This is a genomic window from Streptomyces sp. NPDC028368 (genome assembly GCF_055565615.1).
In genome coordinates, this window is sequence record NZ_JBVHTY010000011.1 from 236,031 (window position 1) to 253,412 (window position 17,382).

The window sequence follows — 17,382 nt, forward strand, 5'->3', positions numbered from 1 at the left end:
CTGATAGCCCTCGTCACCCGCGTAAGGACCCCGCCCCCTCGCCCTCTCCTCCGGGAGACGGCGGCCCGACCGGGCCGGGGAAGCGAGGGACGACATGAGCGCCGCCGGGGCGAACAACGCAGTGGACTGGCTGGTATCGGCGGCACCGGACCCCGATGCCTGCCGCTGGACCTGGGAGCGCAACCCGCACGGTGTCGCGCTCCTGCCGGCCGGCCGCCTGTGGGACGTACTGATCACCGACGGCACGCTCGGCCCGCTGGCCCTCGACGTCCTCCTCCGCCTCCTCCGCCGCCCCGGCCCCGTCCTGGCCGGCCTCGGCGACTCCCGCACCGGCTTCTTCGTCCCGCCGGGCACCACCGCCCGCTGGCTGGGCACTGGTGTACGGGGCGCGGGGCGCGGCACCTGGATCGCGGTCCCCTACCCGGGCCGGGCCGCCGGAGGCCTCCGCTGGCGGGTGCCGCCGGACGGCACCGGAACCCTCACCGACCCCTGCGTCCTGGAGCTCGCTCTGCACGAGGCGGTGGCTCTGCTGGCGGGGGAGGGGTGAGCGGGCGTCCTACGGCGCCAAAGAGGTGTCCGCGCCCACGGGGGCCGCCGCCCACCGGCCGTACACCGCGCACCACACCGTCAGCAGCACCCCGGCCAGACACCAGCTGCCGAGCACATCCAGCGGCCAGTGGTAGCCCTGGCGCACCAGCCCGAGGCCGACACCGGCATTGAGCAGCAGGGCGCCGCCCACCAGCGCGACCGCGGCCCGGCGGCCCGTCCGCCTCCGTACCCGGATCAGCAACAGCGCGGCCATCCCGTACGCGACCGCCGCCGTGGCCGCATGCCCCGACGGATAGAAGCCGTCGTGCGCGCCGCCGCCCATCTGCGGCGGCCCCGGCCGCGCGAACCAGAGCTTGAGCGGGACGACGAGTGCGGGCACCGCGGCCAGCGCCGATACGGCGGCGAGCGGCGGCAGCCACCACCGCGTCGCACCGGCGGCATTCCCGCCCCGCCGACGCCCGCGCCACGCGGCCCGCCCCACCCATCCCGCCACCACCAGCAGCACCGGCAGTGCAATGGCCGTATTACCGAGATCGGCGAAGAACTCGGCCAGCCAGGAGGGCAGGGCACTTGCGGCAACGGCCCGCCCGGCCCGCTCGTCCACCGTGCGCAGCGGCTCATGATCGGCCACCTGCCAACTGATCGCGGCAAACAGCACCACACAGACCAGCAGAACAAGGGCATGCGGGAAGAGGGAGCGCCGGAAAAGGGAACGCCGGAAGAGGGAACGCGGGAAAGAGGTCCCCGGCAAAAGAGGCGGCCGCCTCGGAACAGGGGGGGTGGTTCCGAGGCGGCCGCGCTGACCGGTGTCCCGCGCGCCCCGGGGGGTATGGGGCGGGCGGACATCCGATCGGTGAGGATTCCCGGAGCCCCGAGGGGTCCCGGTGGTGTGCGCGAGGGCACGGCCTGATCGGAGCCGGGGAAGCGCCGACCGGGCGTCGCCCGCAGTCCCCTGCGGGCGGGGTGTTTCTCTCATCTGCCGAAACCGTACGGCACCACGCGCACACCCGACAGGCACATCACCCGGCCGCCATCGGCCCCGCACATCTTCTTCACTCGGCGCCTCCAGCTACGCGCGTACGCACCTCGCGGTGCCGGGAAACGGGCGCGGCCCGGGGCACGGCATGAGCCGCGCCCCGGGCCGCGCCGGGGTTCATCGGGGGCCGGGCATCACAGCGCGGCGAACGCCGCCTCGAGGATCTCCAGACCCTCGTTGAGCAGGTTCTCACCGATCACCAGCGGCGGCAGGAAGCGCAGCACGTTGCCGTACGTACCGGTCGTCAGGACCAGCAGGCCCTCCTGGTGGCAGGCCTTGGCGAGCGCGCCGGTGGCCTCCGGGTTCGGGTCCTTCGAACCGGACTTGACCAGCTCGATCGCGATCATCGCGCCGCGGCCGCGGACCTCACCGATGATGTCGAACTTCTCCGCCATGGCCGTCAGGCGGGCCTTCATGACCTGCTCGATGTGCTTGGCCTTGGCGTTGAGGTCCTGCTCGCGCATGGTCTCGATGGAACCGAGCGCGGCGGCGCAGGCCACCGGGTTACCGCCGTAGGTGCCGCCCAGGCCGCCCGCGTGCGCGGCGTCCATGATCTCGGCGCGGCCGGTGACGGCGGCCAGCGGCAGACCGCCGGCAATGCCCTTCGCCGTCGTGATCAGGTCGGGAACGATGCCCTCGTCCTCACACGCGAACCACTGACCGGTGCGGCAGAAGCCGGACTGGATCTCGTCCGCGACGAAGACGATCCCGTTCTCCTTCGCGAAGTTCGCGATCGCCGGGAGGAAGCCCTTGGCCGGCTCGATGAAGCCGCCCTCACCGAGCAACGGCTCGATGATGATCGCCGCGACGTTGTCCGCGCCGATCTGCTTGTTGATCTGCTCGATCGCCTGGGCCGCGGCCTCCTGGGCGCAGTTCTCCGGGCCGGTCAGCCAGCGGTAGGGGTAGGCGACCGGAACGCGGTAGACCTCGGGCGCGAACGGGCCGAAGCCGTTCTTGTACGGCATGTTCTTCGAGGTCAGTGCCATCGTCAGGTTCGTACGGCCGTGGTAGCCGTGGTCGAAGACGACGACCGCCTGGCGCTTGGTGTACGCGCGGGCCACCTTGACGGCGTTCTCCACGGCCTCGGCGCCGGAGTTGAACAGCGCGGACTTCTTGGCGTGGTCGCCCGGGGTGAGCTCGGCGAGCGCCTCACAGACCTCGATGTACGGCTCGTAGGGCGTGACCATCGCACAGGTGTGGGTGAAGTCGTTGAGCTGCGCGGTGGCGCGGCGCACCACGGCCTCGGCGCTGTTGCCGACCGAGGTCACGGCGATACCGGAACCGAAGTCGATCAGAGAGTTGCCGTCCACGTCCTCCAGGACACCGCCGCCGGCGCGCTTGATGAACACGGGCAGCACCGCACCGACGCCGCCTGCCACGGTGGCCTGCTTACGGGCCCACAGCTCCTGCGACTTCGGGCCGGGGATCGCGGTGACGACTCGACGCTCCTGGGGGAGGGCGGGCCCTCCGGACAGTTCGGTCATGGCAGTCTCCTGGGTTGGACGGGGACGTACAGGGTTGTACAGGGGTCTTGTTCTCGCAGGTTAGGGCCGCTCGCCCGGCCCTGGCATGTTCCGTTCGGGAGAAGTGCGCGTGTTGCGTTGTCCGCACCGGACATAGCGGCGGCGCGCGGCCAGTAGATTGAACGGCGGCAGCAGGTGAGGGCGCGAGGGGGACAAGGGCAGCGGATGGATACCGAGGGCACGCAGGACGCACGCAACACCCGCTCCGAACTGGTCCCGCGGCCGGCGGCACCGCCGGATGCGCCGCCGCGGCCCAGCGCACCGCCTGCCATGCCCACGACGCCGCCCGCCGTGGAGCCGCCGCTGCTGGCCTGGCTCCGGACGCCGCGGCCGGAGGCGGGGCCCGGGATCTGGACGTACGGACACCGGCCCCGGCCCGCCGAGGAGCCCGACCGGATCCCCGGACGGCAGCTGATCAGCGGTGCGCTGATCTCGTTCCTGTGCGGCTGGCTGCTGTGGTCGCTGCTGTGGAACGGCTATCTGGGCACCTACTGGCTGTGGCCGCTGGTGCTCCTGACTCCCGACTCCTGGCGGGACGGCAGCAACCCGATGGCCTATGTCTGGGCCAGCTACATCTATTACGGCCTGTTCGTGGCCCTCATGGTCGTCGTCTTCGGCCGCCTCGGCCGCTGGCGCGAACTCGGCCGCCGCTTCCTGATGCCCCTCGTCACGCCGCTCGTCCGGCGCGTCCGTGACCGCGCGCCCGCCCCCGCCGCCCCCCAGCCCGCCGCCGACCCCGCGCGATGGCCCGAGCTGCGCGCCCACGGCGCATCCGACGCCGCGGACAAGCTCGCCGACGAGGCCCGCGCCGGGCGGATGAACGATGTGGACGCGGCCAGGATCGACCGGGCCTGGCGATCGGTACGGTCCGGCAACAACTCCCTCGCCTCCTTCACCGACACCGTGCTGCGGCACGGCGCCGCGGCCTGCGCGCACCCCTCGGGGCGGCGCGATCTGGCCCGCAGGACCGCCGATCACGACCTGCTCGCCCACCAGGTGCGGATCGGTACCGCCGCCGATCACGAGCGCAACCCGTATCAGCACCGGGGCGTCGGCTGCGCCCTGGAGCCGGGCGTGCTCGGCACCTCCCTCCTGGCCGTCGGGCCCGCGGGGAGCGGCAAGACCACCCGCGTGGTCAAGCCGGTGGTGGAGTCGATGTGTCTGCAGGCGCTGGCCGGGCAGTGCGCCGTGATCGCCGTCGGGCCGGCCGGCTCCGACCTCGGCGCGGACGACGCGTTCGACGTGGTGGTCAAGATCGGCCGCCCCGACCCGGAGTGCGATCTCGACCTGTACGGCGGCACCACCGACCCCGACGAAGCGGCCGGCATGCTCGCCGAGGCGCTGGTGGGTGACCTCGCCGAGCAGCTGCCCGGCGGCGACAGCCGGCGTGCCGCGACCGCGCTCGCCCAGCTGCTCGGCCCCTTCCGCGCCGCCCACGACCGCTTCCCCACGGTCCCCGAGCTGCGCGAGCTGCTGGACGGCGCGCCCGAGGCGATGGGTGCGCTGCGCACCGCCCTGGAGGACGCCCGCGAGCAGACCCTGCTGCGCGAACTGGACGCCCGCGCACGGCAGTCGGAGCGTGCCGGTGATGTAGGGGTCCTGCTCGCCGACCGCATCGCGCTGCTCGACCGCCCCGCCTTCGCCGCGTTCTTCGACCCCCTGGGACGCACCCGCCAGGTCTCCCTGCGCGCCCTCGACCACCCCTTGCGGGTGCGCATCGAGCTGCCTGAGCGTGGCCACACGGAGGCCTCGCGGATCCTGGCACGGCTGGTCCTCGCCCAGTTCACCGAGTGCGCGGTGGCACGCACCGACCGTTCACTCTTCGCCTGTCTGGTGCTCGACGAGGCGGCGCACACCATCACCGCCGAGGCGCTGCGCGGCCTCCAGCGGCTGCGCTCGGCGAATGCCGGGGCGGTGCTCACGCTGCGTTCGCTGGACGACGTCCCCGACGCGCTGCGCAGCGCGCTCCTCGGTGCGGTCGGCTGCCGGATGGCGTTCGCGGGCGTGACGACCTGGGACGGGGCGCGGTTCGCCGAGGTGTGGGGCAAGGCGTGGGTGGAGACCCGGGATGTGACGGACCGTCAAATCATTGCGGAGAGTGCAGCGGGGAAAGCGTTCCACATCTTCCGCCACCTGGTCACCGGCAAGGCCGCCACCGCCAAGGCCGTCACCGTCCGCACGGTCGAGCGCGAACGCTGGTCCGCGTCGGACCTCGCCAATTCCGTACCCGCGGGGCATGCGGTGCTGTCGGTGACGTCGGTGAAGGGGGAGTCGGCACCCCCGGTCCTGGTCGACCTGCGCCGCTAGCGCCACCGCCGGGCCGCCGGCCCTCACTCCCGTACGCCCGCCACCGCCGTGATCTCCACCAGTTGTCCCGGATAGCCGAGCACGCTGACGCCGAGCAGCGTCGAGGTGTGCGGACCGGCCGACAGGCCCGAGGCGCGGATCTCGTCCCAGGCCGGGTCGAGGGCTTCGGGGGTGTCGGCGACGACGTGGACCGTGCTGACGATCACGTCCTCGAGGGTGCTGCCGGCAGCCGTCAGCTGGGCGGTGAGGTTGGCCAGGACCTGGCGGGTCTGGGCGGCCACGTCGCCGGGGCCGACGAGGTTACCGTCGGCGTCCAGGGGGACCGCGCCGGCCGTGAATACCAGGCGTTCGCCCGCCTCGACGACGGCGGTGTGGGAGTAGCCGGGCGGCGGGAAGAGGCTGGGGGCGGTTGCATAGCGGGCCATCGCGGGGTCCTCACCTGAGGTCGGGCGCCGGGGCGCGGGCGGGTGTTGCCGATCAGACCGTGGGCGGTGCGGGCCCGTCCAGCGAATTTCGGCGGGGCGGCCCCGGGGCGGTCGGGTGAGCGGCGGCCCTCGTAGGACATCTGCCCGGATTCGTCCGTCCGGGAGGTCCCCTGGATTCCTCCGTTGAGGCAGAATCGGCACTGGCCGCTCATACGGGACGGCGCAAACGTCCGCTGGGCGGCCGCCGGCTCCCCGTCGTCATCGAAGGTCTTATGCCCCACACCCTCGCTTCCCTGGTCAACCACACCGCGCTCAAGCTGACCGTGCTCGCGGGCGAGGACCGGCTGAACGTCCCGGTGCGCTGGGCGCATGCCAGCGAGCTGATCGACCCGGTGCCGTACATGGAGGGCGGCGAGCTGCTGCTGATCACCGCGCTCAAGCTGGACGCGGAGGATGCGGAGGCGAGCCGCCGGTATGTGCGCAGAGTGGCGCAGGCGGGCGTCGTCGGGCTGGGTTTCGCGGTCGGGGTCAATTACGAGGATGTGCCCGAGGCCCTGGTGGAGGCGGCCCGGCAGGAGAATCTGCCGATGCTCGGGGTGCCGCGCAGGACTCCGTTCATCGCCATCAGCAAGGCCGTCTCGGCCGCCGTCGCCGCCGACCAGTACCGCGCGGTGACGGCCGGGTTCGAGGCGCAGCGGGAGCTGACCCGGGCCGCGCTGAGCGCCGAGGGGCCGGCCGAGCTGCTGGCCCGGCTCGCCGCGCATCTGGACGGCTGGGCCGCGCTGTACGACGCGTCGGGGGCCGTGGTCGCCGCCGCCCCGGACTGGGCGGCCCGGCGGGCGGCCCGGCTGGCCGAGGACGTCGGGCGGCTGCGGGAGCGGCCCGCGCCGGCCAGTTCGGTCGTCAGCGACACCGAGGGGGACGACCGGGTCGAGCTGCAGTCACTGGGCACGGGGCGCCGTGCCCGCGGGGTGCTCGCGGTGGGGACCGGGGCGTCACTGGGGACCGCCGAGCGGTACGCCGTGCACTCCGCCGTGGCGCTGCTCACGCTCACCACGGAACGGTCCCGCGCCCTGCAGGATGCCGAGCAGCGGCTCGGCGCCGCGGTGCTGAAGATGCTGCTCGCGGGGGAGCCGGACCATGCGCGGGCGGTGGCGGGCCGGCTCTACGGCGGACTGCTGGACGCGCCGTTCCGGATGGTGGTGGCCGAGCCGGTGGCCGCCGACGACGAACCCTCCGCCGCGCCGTCGGGCGACGTCACCCCGGCCGTACTCGACGCGCTGGCCGACGCGATGGACTCCGCCGCCGCCCGGACCGGTGAGGCGGTGCTCGCCGTTCCGGACGGCCACCGGCTGATCGTGCTGGTCGCGGACGGCGGGGCGGCCGCCGACGCCTGCACCGAGTTCGCCGCCCTGGCCGAGGCCCGCTCCGGGGCGCAGTCGCGGCCGCGCGGCCGCGCGCCGCGGGGTGAGGCGGGCCGCGGCGGGGGGCTGGCCATGGGGCTGTCCGCGCCGACCGGCCCGATGGCCGCCGCGAACGCCTACCGCCAGGCCGAACAGGCGCTGTACGTGGCACGCCGCCGCGGCCGGGCGCTGGTCGAGCACGAGGACGTGGCGGCCGGGTCCGTTCTGCCGCTGCTCGCCGACGACGCCGTACGGGCCTTCGCGGACGGGCTGCTGCGGGCGCTGCGTGAGCACGATGCGACCGGCCGCGGTGATCTGGTGGCGTCGCTGCGCGCCTGGCTCGCCCGGCACGGCCAGTGGGACGCGGCCGCCGCCGACCTGGGCGTACACCGCCATACGCTGCGCTACCGGATGCGGCGGGTGGAGGAGATCCTCGGCCGTTCGCTGGACGACGCGGACGTACGGATGGAGCTGTGGCTGGCGCTCAAGGCGACGTCCACGCCCCCGGAGGAGTGACCGGGACGGCACAGCGCGGCGCCCGCCCCGCCGCCCCCGGCCCCCTCCACCACGGAGAGGCACGCTCACCGATTGCTCCGGTTCGGACAAACGCCATGGCGGCACCGCGCCCCTACCTTGGATGCAACGGAGCCGCTCGCCGAGCGCTCGCGGAGCCACCGCACCACCCACCACTTCGGAAGGGCCGGGATCCACTGTGCCGAACACTGCTGCAGCCCCCACCGCCTTTTGGCTCGCCGGCCGTAAGACCACCGGCGACACCACCTTCGATGTCCACTCCCCCTGGGACGGACGTCTCGTCGGTACGGTGAGCGTCCCCACCGAGGCTCAGGTCGAGGAGGCCATCACCGCCTCCGTCGCCGTACAGGACGAGCTCGCCGCGACCCCCGCCCATGTGCGGGCCGCCGCCCTCGACCACGTAGGGCGTCAGCTGGTGGAGCGTACGGAGGAGATCGCCCGGCTGATCTCCGCGGAGAACGGCAAGCCCATCAAGTGGGCGCGCGGCGAGGTCGGCCGGGCCATCTCCGTCTTCCGCTTCGCGGCCGAGGAGGCCCGCCGCTTCAACGGTGGCGAGGCCCAGCGCCTGGACACCGACGCGGGCGGCGCCGGCCGCCTGGCCCTGACCCGCCGCTTCCCCCGGGGCACGGTCCTGGGCATCGCGCCGTTCAACTTCCCGCTGAACCTGTGCGCCCACAAGATCGCCCCGGCGATCGCGGCCGGCGTCCCGATCATCCTCAAGCCCGCCCCGGCCACCCCGCTCTCCGGGCTGATCATCGGCGAGCTGCTCGAGGGCACCGGCCTGCCGGCCGGCTCCTGGTCGATCCTTCCGGTGGGCAACGAGGCGATGCCGGCGCTGGTGAAGGACGAGCGGCTGCCCGTCATCTCCTTCACCGGCTCCGAGAAGGTCGGCTACGACATCCTCGACTCGGTGCCGCGCAAGCACTGCACCCTGGAGCTCGGCGGCAACGGCGCGGCCGTCGTCCTCGCCGACTTCTCCTCCGAGGCGGACCTGGACTGGGCGGCGCAGCGGATCGCCACCTTCTCCAACTACCAGGGCGGCCAGTCCTGCATCTCCGTGCAGCGGGTCATCGCCGACGCGTCCGTCTACGACCGCCTGGTGCCCAAGATCGTCGCGGCCGTCAACGCCCAGGTCACCGGCGACCCGTCGGACGACGCCACCGAGGTCGGCCCGCTGGTCAACGAGGCCGCCGCCAAGCGCGTCGAGGACTGGGTGGACGAGGCCGTGCAGCGCGGCGCGAAGCTGCTCGCGGGCGGCAAGCGGGACGGCGCCTCCTACGCGCCGACCGTCCTGGAGGACGTGCCCGCCGGTGCCACGCTGGCCTGCGAAGAGGTCTTCGGCCCGGTGCTGACCATCAAGAAGGTGGACGGCGAGGCCGAGGCGTTCGCCGCCGTCAACGACTCCAAGTACGGACTGCAGGCCGGCGTGTTCACGCACGACACCCGGACCGCCTTCCGCGCCCACCGCGCCCTGGAGGTCGGCGGCGTGATCATCGGCGATGTGCCGTCCTACCGCGCCGACCAGATGCCCTACGGCGGTGCCAAGCAGTCCGGCGTGGGCCGCGAGGGCGTGCGCTACGCGATGGACGACTACACCTACGAGCGGGTGCTGGTCCTGACCGGCCTGGCGCTGTAACACCGGAACACACCGGACCGGCCTGGACCGGTGGACAGCGACGGCCATCCCTTGGGCCGTACTGCCGTCCAGGCTCCGGCCGGCGCACCCCCCGGCGCCGGCCCCTGGCCGCGGCGCGCTCCGGCACCCCCCCGTCCGGAGCGCGCCGCGTCCCTCCCTCCCGGACCCCGGCATACGTCCCTCCGTATGCCGGGGTCCGGCGTATGCCGCGGCCCGGCGGCGGGGCCGGACATCCCCCGAATGGCCGATAGTGCGGGCCGCCCCGTCGGCCGGAGCCGCACCCCGGATGGCCCATGGCGGATACCCGTCTGCCCGCCCGCCGCTTCCCCGCGGCACCACTGGTGCAACCCCTACGGATCGGGTAACCCTCACAAGTAGCACTGTCCGGCGGCCGACCGGCCCTCCGGCGCAGCACTCCCGATCGCGGCGAGGTGAGCTCCTGATGACCGCTCCGTCCATCCGCAAGGTTTCCGAGCGCGAAGCGCGGCAGGTTGCCGAGGCGGCCCGCGAGCAGAACTGGCGCAAGCCCAGCTTCGCCAAGGAACTGTTCCTGGGGCGCTTCCGGCTCGACCTCATCCATCCGCACCCCACCCCGGCGGCAGACGATGTGCGCCGCGGCGAGAAGTTCCTGGCCACGCTGCGCGAATTCTGCGAGACCAAGGTCGACGGCGCCCGGATCGAGCGTGAGGCACAGATCCCCGACGAGACGCTGAAGGGGCTCAAGGAGCTCGGCGCGCTCGGCATGAAGATCGATACGAAGTACGGCGGCCTCGGGCTCACCCAGGTCTACTACAACCGGGCCCTCGCGCTGGCCGGCTCCGCCAGCCCCGCCATCGGCGCGCTGCTCTCCGCGCACCAGTCCATCGGCGTGCCGCAGCCGCTGAAGATCTTCGGCACCCAGGAGCAGAAGGACGCCTTCCTGCCACGGTGCGCCCGCACGGACATCTCGGCGTTCCTGCTGACCGAACCGGACGTCGGCTCCGACCCGGCCCGGCTGGCGACGTCCGCCGTCCCGGAGGGCGATGACTACGTCCTGGACGGCGTGAAGCTGTGGACCACCAACGGCGTGGTGGCCGACCTCCTGGTGGTGATGGCGCGGGTGCCCGCCTCCGAAGGCCACAAGGGCGGCATCACCGCCTTCGTCGTCGAGGCCGGCTCGCCCGGCATCACCGTCGAGAACCGCAACGCCTTCATGGGCCTGCGCGGCCTGGAGAACGGCGTCACCCGCTTCCACCGGGTACGGGTCCCCGCCGCGAACCGCATCGGCCCCGAAGGCGCCGGCCTCAAGATCGCCCTGACCACGCTCAACACCGGCCGCCTCTCGCTGCCGGCGATGTGCGTCGGCGTCGGCAAGTGGTGCCTGAAGATCTCCCGGGAGTGGTCCGCGGCCCGCGAGCAGTGGGGCAAGCCGATCGCCGAGCACGAGGCCGTCGGCGCCAAGGTGTCCTTCATCGCCGCCACCACCTTCGCCCTCGAGGCCGTCGTCGACCTCTCCTCCCAGATGGCCGACGAGAACCGTAACGACATCCGCATCGAGGCCGCCCTCGCCAAGCTCTACGGCTCCGAGATGGGCTGGCTGATGGCGGACGAGCTGGTCCAGATCCGCGGCGGCCGCGGCTTCGAGACGGCCGACTCGCTCGCCGCCCGCGGCGAGCGCGCCGTCCCCACCGAGCAGATGCTGCGCGATATGCGCATCAACCGGATCTTCGAGGGCTCCACGGAGATCATGCATCTGCTGATCGCCCGCGAGGCCGTCGACGCACACCTGTCGGTGGCCGGTGACCTCATCGACCCCGACAAGTCCCTCGCCGACAAGGGCCGGGCCGCGGCCAAGGCCGGCGGATTCTACGCCCGCTGGCTGCCCAAGCTCGTCGCCGGACCGGGCCAACTCCCGCGTACGTACCAGGAGTTCGGCGAGCTGGCCGGCCACCTGCGCTACGTCGAACGCGCCTCCCGCAAGCTCGCCCGCTCCACGTTCTACGCGATGTCCCGCTGGCAGGGCCGGATGGAGACCAAACAGGGCTTCCTGGGCCGGATCGTCGACATCGGCGCCGAACTCTTCGCGATGAGCGCGGCCTGCGTACGGGCCGAGCATCTGCGCCTGAGCGGCGAGCACGGCCGCGAGGCCCATCAGCTCGCCGAGGTCTTCTGCCGCCAGTCGCGGATCCGTGTCGAGGAGCTGTTCGCCCGGCTGTGGACCAACACCGACGACCTCGACCGCAAGATCGTCTCCGGGGTCCTGGGCGGCAGCTACACCTGGCTGGAGGAGGGCGTCATCGACCCCAGCGGCGACGGCCCCTGGATCGCGGACGCCACCCCGGGCCCCAGCACGAAGGACAATGTGCGCCGCCCCATCCGGTGAGGTGACACACCCTGCTCCTCGTACGGGCGGCCTCCGGGTCCCCCGTACGAGGAGCGCCGCCGACCGGCAACAATGGACCGCATGACGGACTCCCTCGCACATCCGCACCTGCGCTTCGAGCCGGCCGCCACCGACCCGGCAGGCCCGCGCGACATCGTGATCCTCGGCTCGACCGGTTCGATCGGCACGCAGGCGATCGACATCGTGCTGCGCAACCCCGACCGCTTCCGGGTGACCGCGCTCCTGGCGGCCGGCGGCCGGGTGGAACTGCTCGCCGACCAGGCGCACCAGCTGCGGGTGCGGACGGTCGCCGTCGCCCGGGAGAACGTCGTCCCCGCACTGCGCGAGGCCCTCACCGCCCGCTACGGAGCCGGCGAGCCGCTGCCCGAGATTCTCGCGGGCCCCGACGCCGCCACCGAGCTCGCCGCCTCCCCCTGCCACACTGTCCTCAACGGCATCACCGGCTCCATCGGCCTCGCCCCCACCCTCGCCGCCCTCAAGGCCGGCCGGGTGCTCGCCCTGGCCAACAAGGAGTCGCTGATCGTCGGTGGCCCGCTGGTCAAGGCCGCCGCCGCGCCGGGCCAGATCATCCCCGTCGACTCCGAGCACTCCGCGCTCTTCCAGGCGCTGGCCGGCGGCGAGCGCGCCGAGGTCCGCAAGCTCGTCGTCACCGCCTCCGGCGGCCCGTTCCGCGGCCGCAGCAAGCGGGACCTGGCCGGAGTGACACCCGAACAGGCCCTCGCCCACCCCACCTGGTCCATGGGCCCGGTCGTCACCATCAATTCCGCCACCCTGGTGAACAAGGGCCTGGAGGTCATCGAGGCGCATCTGCTCTTCGACGTCCCCTTCGACCGCATCGAGGTCGTGGTCCATCCGCAGTCCTACATCCACTCGATGGTGGAATTCACCGACGGCTCCACCCTGGCCCAGGCCAGCCCGCCCGACATGCGGATGCCGATCGCCCTGGGCCTGGGCTGGCCCGAGCGGGTCCCGGACGCCGCACCGGGCGTGGACTGGACAAAGGCCCAGAACTGGGAGTTCTTCCCGCTCGACGAGCAGGCCTTCCCGTCCGTCCCGCTCGCCCGCCGTGTGGGTGATCTCGGCGGCACGGCGCCCGCCGTCTTCAACGCCGCGAACGAGGAATGCGTGGATGCGTTCTTGAACGGCGGGCTGCCGTTCACAGGGATTGTGGATACGGTCGCCGAAGTGGTCGCCGAGCACGGCAGCCCCGCCAAGGGAACCTCCCTGACCGTGGCGGACGTCTTGCAGGCGGAAACCTGGGCGCGCGCTCGCGCCCGTGAACTGGCCGCCCGTGCGGCACGGACACCTTCGGAGGCTCGCGCATGACGACCTGGATGACCATCCTCGGCATAGTCGTCTTCGTCGTCGGCCTGCTGTTCTCCATCGCCTGGCACGAACTCGGCCATCTCTCCACGGCCAAGATGTTCGGTATCCGCGTGCCGCAGTACATGGTGGGCTTCGGGCCGACGATCTTCTCCCGCAAGAAGGGCGACACCGAGTACGGCATCAAGGCCGTCCCGCTCGGCGGCTACATCCGCATGATCGGCATGTTCCCGCCCGGCGACGACGGAAAGCTGCAGGCCCGCTCCACCTCGCCGTTCCGCGGCATGATCGAGGACGCCCGCTCGGCGGCCTTCGAGGAGCTGCAGCCCGGCGACGAAAAGCGGCTGTTCTACACCCGCAAGCCCTGGAAGCGCATCATCGTGATGTTCGCCGGGCCGTTCATGAACCTGATCCTCGCGGTCGTGATCTTCATGAGCGTGCTGATGGGCTTCGGCATCAATACGCAGACGACGCAGGTCGGGTCCGTCTCCGACTGTGTGATCTCGGCCTCGGCCAAGACCGACAAGTGCCCCAAGACCGCCAAGGACTCCCCGGCCAAGGCCGCGGGCCTCAAGGCCGGCGACAAGATCGTCTCGTTCAACGGACACGCGGTACCGGACTGGGACACCCTCCAGGGGCAGATCCGCGACACCACCGGACCCGCCGCGATCGTCGTCGAGCGGCACGGCGCCCGTACGACGCTCCACGCCGACCTGATAGAGAACAAGGTCGCCAAGACCGACGGACACGGCGGCTATGTCCCCGGCCGGTTCGTCACCGCCGGATTCCTGGGCTTCACCCCGGCCAGCGGCGTCGTCCCGCAGTCTTTCGGCCAGTCCGTGGACCGTATGGGCAACATGGTCGAACAGGGCGTCTCCTCGCTGGTCCAGCTGCCCGGCAAGATCCCGGACCTGTGGGACGCCGCGTTCAACGGCGGCGAGCGCAAGCAGGACTCCCCGATGGGCGTGGTCGGCGCGGCCCGGGTCGGCGGCGAGGTCTTCTCCCTGCACATCCCGCCGGAGCAGCGGGTGGCGACCATGCTCTTCCTGGTCGCCGGCTTCAACCTCTCGCTGTTCCTGTTCAACATGCTGCCGCTGCTCCCGCTGGACGGCGGACACATCGCGGGCGCCGTCTGGGAGGCCATCCGACGGGCCTTCGCCCGGGTCTCCAAGCGGCCCGACCCCGGCCCCTTCGACGTCGCCAAGCTGATGCCGGTCGCCTATGTCGTCGCCGGGATCTTCATCTGCTTCACGCTGCTGGTGCTGGTGGCTGACGTGGTGAATCCGGTGAAGCTGACCTGATGGCGTCGTTCGACCTGGCAGTGATTGTGGCCTGAAAGCACGTTTGGCGGCGGCCGGGCACCTCCGAGGCGTTTGGAGGTGTCCGGCCGTTCTCTTTCGAGGGGGCCCAGGGGAGCGATGTGCTTGCGGCAACCCCGGTGACGTAATCTCGAAAGCTGGAGCCCGCCGACGCCGGGACCTTTGATCCATACCTTGGGGTTGCTCGCCAGATGACTGCCATTGCGCTGGGAATGCCGGACGTACCGACCAAGCTCGCCGACCGCCGGGTCAGCCGCAAGATCCAGGTCGGGTCGGTCGCCGTGGGCGGAGACGCACCGGTCTCGGTGCAGTCGATGACGACCACGCGGACGTCCGACATCGGCGCGACGCTGCAGCAGATCGCCGAGCTGACCGCCTCGGGCTGCCAGATCGTCCGGGTCGCCTGCCCCACCCAGGACGACGCCGACGCGCTGCCCGTGATCGCCCGGAAGTCCCAGATCCCGGTCATCGCGGACATCCACTTCCAGCCGAAGTACGTCTTCGCCGCCATCGACGCCGGCTGCGCGGCCGTCCGGGTCAACCCCGGCAACATCAAGCAGTTCGACGACAAGGTCAAGGAGATCGCCAAGGCGGCCTCCGACGCCGGGACGCCCATCCGCATCGGCGTCAACGCCGGCTCCCTGGACCGCCGCCTGCTCCAGAAGTACGGCAAGGCCACCCCCGAGGCGCTGGTCGAGTCCGCGCTGTGGGAGGCGTCCCTCTTCGAGGAGCACGGCTTCCGGGACATCAAGATCTCGGTCAAGCACAACGACCCGGTCGTGATGGTCAACGCCTACCGCCAGCTCGCCGCCCAGAGCGACTACCCCCTCCACCTCGGCGTCACCGAGGCCGGCCCCGCCTTCCAGGGCACCATCAAGTCCGCGGTCGCCTTCGGCGCGCTGCTCAGCGAGGGCATCGGCGACACCATCCGCGTCTCGCTGTCCGCGCCGCCCGCCGAAGAGGTCAAGGTCGGCATCTCCATCCTGGAGTCCCTCAACCTCCGCCAGCGCCGCCTCGAGATCGTCTCCTGCCCGTCCTGCGGCCGCGCCCAGGTCGACGTCTACAAGCTCGCCGACGAGGTCACCGCGGGCCTGGAGGGCATGGAGGTGCCGCTGCGCGTCGCCGTCATGGGCTGCGTCGTCAACGGTCCGGGCGAGGCCCGCGAGGCCGACCTCGGGGTCGCCTCCGGCAACGGCAAGGGCCAGATCTTCGTCAAGGGCGAGGTCATCAAGACCGTGCCGGAATCGAAGATCGTCGAGACGCTGATCGAAGAGGCGCTGAAGATCGCCGAGCAGATGGAGAAGGACGGCGTCGAGTCCGGCGCCCCGGTCGTCTCCGCCGCCGGCTGACGAACCCCGCCGAGCCCCGCCGCCCCGCCCCGGGCCGCGGGGCTCGCGCATGCCCCGGGACCGGCCCTCCCGAAGCGGGCCGGGTGCTCCCGTGCGGGGGGAGGTAAAGTGCCAAGACCTGCTCCTGCCTGGCCTCCCAGGCCCGCAACGGTGAGGCTTTCCGACACGTGCTGACGACCACCACCATCAAGGTCCTCGAGCCGGGAGAGCTCGATGATGCCCTCGCGGTCCTGGACCGCGACCCGGTCGCCAACGCCTTCGTCGCCGCCCGCGTACAGATCGCAGGCCTCGATCCCTGGCGGCTCGGCGGCGAGATGTGGGGCTGGTACGTCGGCGGCCGGCTGGAATCCCTCTGCTACGCCGGGGCCAACCTCGTACCGGTCTGCGCCACCTCAGAGGCCGTCCACGGCTTCGCCGAGCGCGCGCGCCGCCAGGGCCGGCGCTGCTCCTCCATCGTGGGCCCCGCGGGCCCCACCACCGAGCTGTGGTCACTGCTCGAGCCGCACTGGGGTCCGGCCCGCGAGGTCCGGGCCCACCAGCCGCTGATGGTCACCCGCGCGCCGTCCGGCGAGATCGCGCCCGATCCCTACGTCCGGCGGATCCGGAAGAGCGAAATGGACGTGATCATGCCCGCGTGCGTGGCCATGTTCACCGAAGAGGTCGGCATCTCCCCGATGGCCGGCGACGGCGGGCTCCTCTACCAGGCCCGGGTCGCCGAACTCGTCGGATCCGGTCGTTCCTTCGCCCGCGTCGAGGACGGCAAGGTCATCTTCAAGGCCGAGATCGGGGCCGCGACGCCGCGCGCCTGCCAGATCCAGGGGGTGTGGGTGGATCCGGCCTACCGGGGCAAGGGGCTGTCCGAGACCGGGATGGCCGCCGTGCTGCGGTACGCGCTCAGTGACGTCGCGCCCGTGGTGAGCCTGTATGTGAACGACTTCAACGCCGCCGCCCGCGCCTCCTACCGCCGGGTGGGGTTCGAGGAAGTCGGCGCGTTCATGAGCGTGCTGTTCTGAGTCGTGCTCGTTCCGGGGCGCCGCCTTGTACGCTCCGACCATGGATGACGTCGCGGTCGGCCCTCTCGATCTCGCCGCCCGCGTGGACGATGCGCTCGCGGTGCAGGCGCTCGCCTTCGGGCTGGGCGACGACGAGATCGCCGTCCGGCGGCATATCGTGCTGCGCCACCTCGGCTGCCGCGGGGCCCGTGCCCTGGGGGCCACCACACCCGCCGGGCGGCTCATCGGGTTCGTGTACGGCATGCCCAATGACCGCGCCCACTGGTGGTCGACCGTCGTGGAGCCGTATCTGCGCAGCGGGCAGCTCGACCACTGGCTCGACGACTCCTTCGTCATCACGGAGCTGCATGTCCACCCCGCCTACCAGGGGCGGGGAATCGGCCGGACGCTGATCACCCGGATCACGGACGGCGCCCAGGAGCCGCGGTCCATCCTGTCCGCCATCGATATCGAAAGCCCGGCCCGTGGGCTGTACCGGTCGCTGGGATACCGGGATATCGCACGGCGGGTGATGTTCCCCAGCGCTCCGACCCCGTATGCCGTGATGGGGGCACCCCTTCCGTTGATACGGCCCTGAGCGGC

General features: G+C 72.1%; 13 protein-coding genes. 10 read left to right on the forward strand and 3 right to left on the reverse strand.

What is annotated here, in order from left to right:
• The first annotated feature begins 94 nt into the window (after positions 1-94).
• Positions 95-547 (forward strand): hypothetical protein, encoded by a 453-nt coding sequence (locus ACZ4S3_RS25580; RefSeq protein WP_467937952.1) that lies wholly within the window; start codon positions 95-97, stop codon positions 545-547.
• Positions 548-556: 9 nt separating this feature from the next.
• Here the strand turns inward: ACZ4S3_RS25580 and ACZ4S3_RS25585 are convergent, their stop codons facing one another.
• Both ACZ4S3_RS25585 and gabT read right to left on the reverse strand, forming a co-directional pair.
• Positions 557-1,210, reverse strand: a complete 654-nt coding sequence (locus ACZ4S3_RS25585; protein WP_467937954.1) for a phosphatase PAP2 family protein — start codon at positions 1,208-1,210, stop codon at positions 557-559.
• Between the two features lie 509 nt (positions 1,211-1,719).
• Positions 1,720-3,069 carry a 4-aminobutyrate--2-oxoglutarate transaminase gene (gene gabT / locus ACZ4S3_RS25590; protein ID WP_467937956.1) on the reverse strand — a complete coding sequence of 450 codons (1,350 nt, stop codon included), beginning with the start codon at positions 3,067-3,069 and terminating at the stop codon, positions 1,720-1,722.
• Between the two features lie 204 nt (positions 3,070-3,273).
• Here gabT and ACZ4S3_RS25595 point away from each other — a divergent pair, with 204 nt between their 5' ends.
• Positions 3,274-5,415, forward strand: coding sequence for a type IV secretory system conjugative DNA transfer family protein (locus ACZ4S3_RS25595; RefSeq protein ID WP_467937958.1), 2,142 nt, complete (start codon positions 3,274-3,276; stop codon positions 5,413-5,415).
• Between the two features lie 23 nt (positions 5,416-5,438).
• Here the strand turns inward: ACZ4S3_RS25595 and ACZ4S3_RS25600 are convergent, their stop codons facing one another.
• Positions 5,439-5,840, reverse strand: a complete 402-nt coding sequence (locus tag ACZ4S3_RS25600) for a RidA family protein (RefSeq protein WP_467937960.1) — start codon at positions 5,838-5,840, stop codon at positions 5,439-5,441.
• 272 nt (positions 5,841-6,112) lie between these two features.
• Between ACZ4S3_RS25600 and ACZ4S3_RS25605 the strand changes: the two genes are divergently transcribed.
• From ACZ4S3_RS25605 to ACZ4S3_RS25640, 8 genes are all read left to right on the forward strand, one after another.
• The gene (locus ACZ4S3_RS25605) at positions 6,113-7,759 is read left to right on the forward strand and encodes a PucR family transcriptional regulator (RefSeq protein WP_467937961.1); all 1,647 of its coding nucleotides are present in this window, start codon (positions 6,113-6,115) and stop codon (positions 7,757-7,759) included.
• Between the two features lie 196 nt (positions 7,760-7,955).
• On the forward strand, positions 7,956-9,413 hold the full coding sequence (locus ACZ4S3_RS25610) for an aldehyde dehydrogenase family protein (RefSeq protein WP_467937962.1): 1,458 nt from the start codon (positions 7,956-7,958) through the stop codon (positions 9,411-9,413).
• A 442-nt stretch (positions 9,414-9,855) separates the two neighbouring features.
• Complete coding sequence (locus ACZ4S3_RS25615) at positions 9,856-11,775, forward strand: acyl-CoA dehydrogenase family protein (RefSeq protein WP_467937964.1); 1,920 nt, start codon at positions 9,856-9,858, stop codon at positions 11,773-11,775.
• Between the two features lie 81 nt (positions 11,776-11,856).
• The gene (gene dxr / locus ACZ4S3_RS25620; protein ID WP_467937965.1) at positions 11,857-13,122 is read left to right on the forward strand and encodes a 1-deoxy-D-xylulose-5-phosphate reductoisomerase; all 1,266 of its coding nucleotides are present in this window, start codon (positions 11,857-11,859) and stop codon (positions 13,120-13,122) included.
• Positions 13,119-14,420, forward strand: coding sequence for a M50 family metallopeptidase (locus ACZ4S3_RS25625; protein WP_467937966.1), 1,302 nt, complete (start codon positions 13,119-13,121; stop codon positions 14,418-14,420). The genes dxr and ACZ4S3_RS25625 overlap by 4 nt, the downstream gene beginning before the upstream one ends.
• A gap of 209 nt (positions 14,421-14,629) precedes the next feature.
• Positions 14,630-15,787, forward strand: a complete 1,158-nt coding sequence (gene ispG, locus ACZ4S3_RS25630) for a flavodoxin-dependent (E)-4-hydroxy-3-methylbut-2-enyl-diphosphate synthase (RefSeq protein ID WP_467937968.1) — start codon at positions 14,630-14,632, stop codon at positions 15,785-15,787.
• Positions 15,788-15,954: 167 nt separating this feature from the next.
• Positions 15,955-16,800 carry a GNAT family N-acetyltransferase gene (locus ACZ4S3_RS25635; RefSeq protein ID WP_467937969.1) on the forward strand — a complete coding sequence of 282 codons (846 nt, stop codon included), beginning with the start codon at positions 15,955-15,957 and terminating at the stop codon, positions 16,798-16,800.
• Positions 16,801-16,840: 40 nt separating this feature from the next.
• Positions 16,841-17,377, forward strand: coding sequence for a GNAT family N-acetyltransferase (locus ACZ4S3_RS25640; protein WP_467937971.1), 537 nt, complete (start codon positions 16,841-16,843; stop codon positions 17,375-17,377).
• The last annotated feature ends 5 nt before the right edge of the window (positions 17,378-17,382 follow it).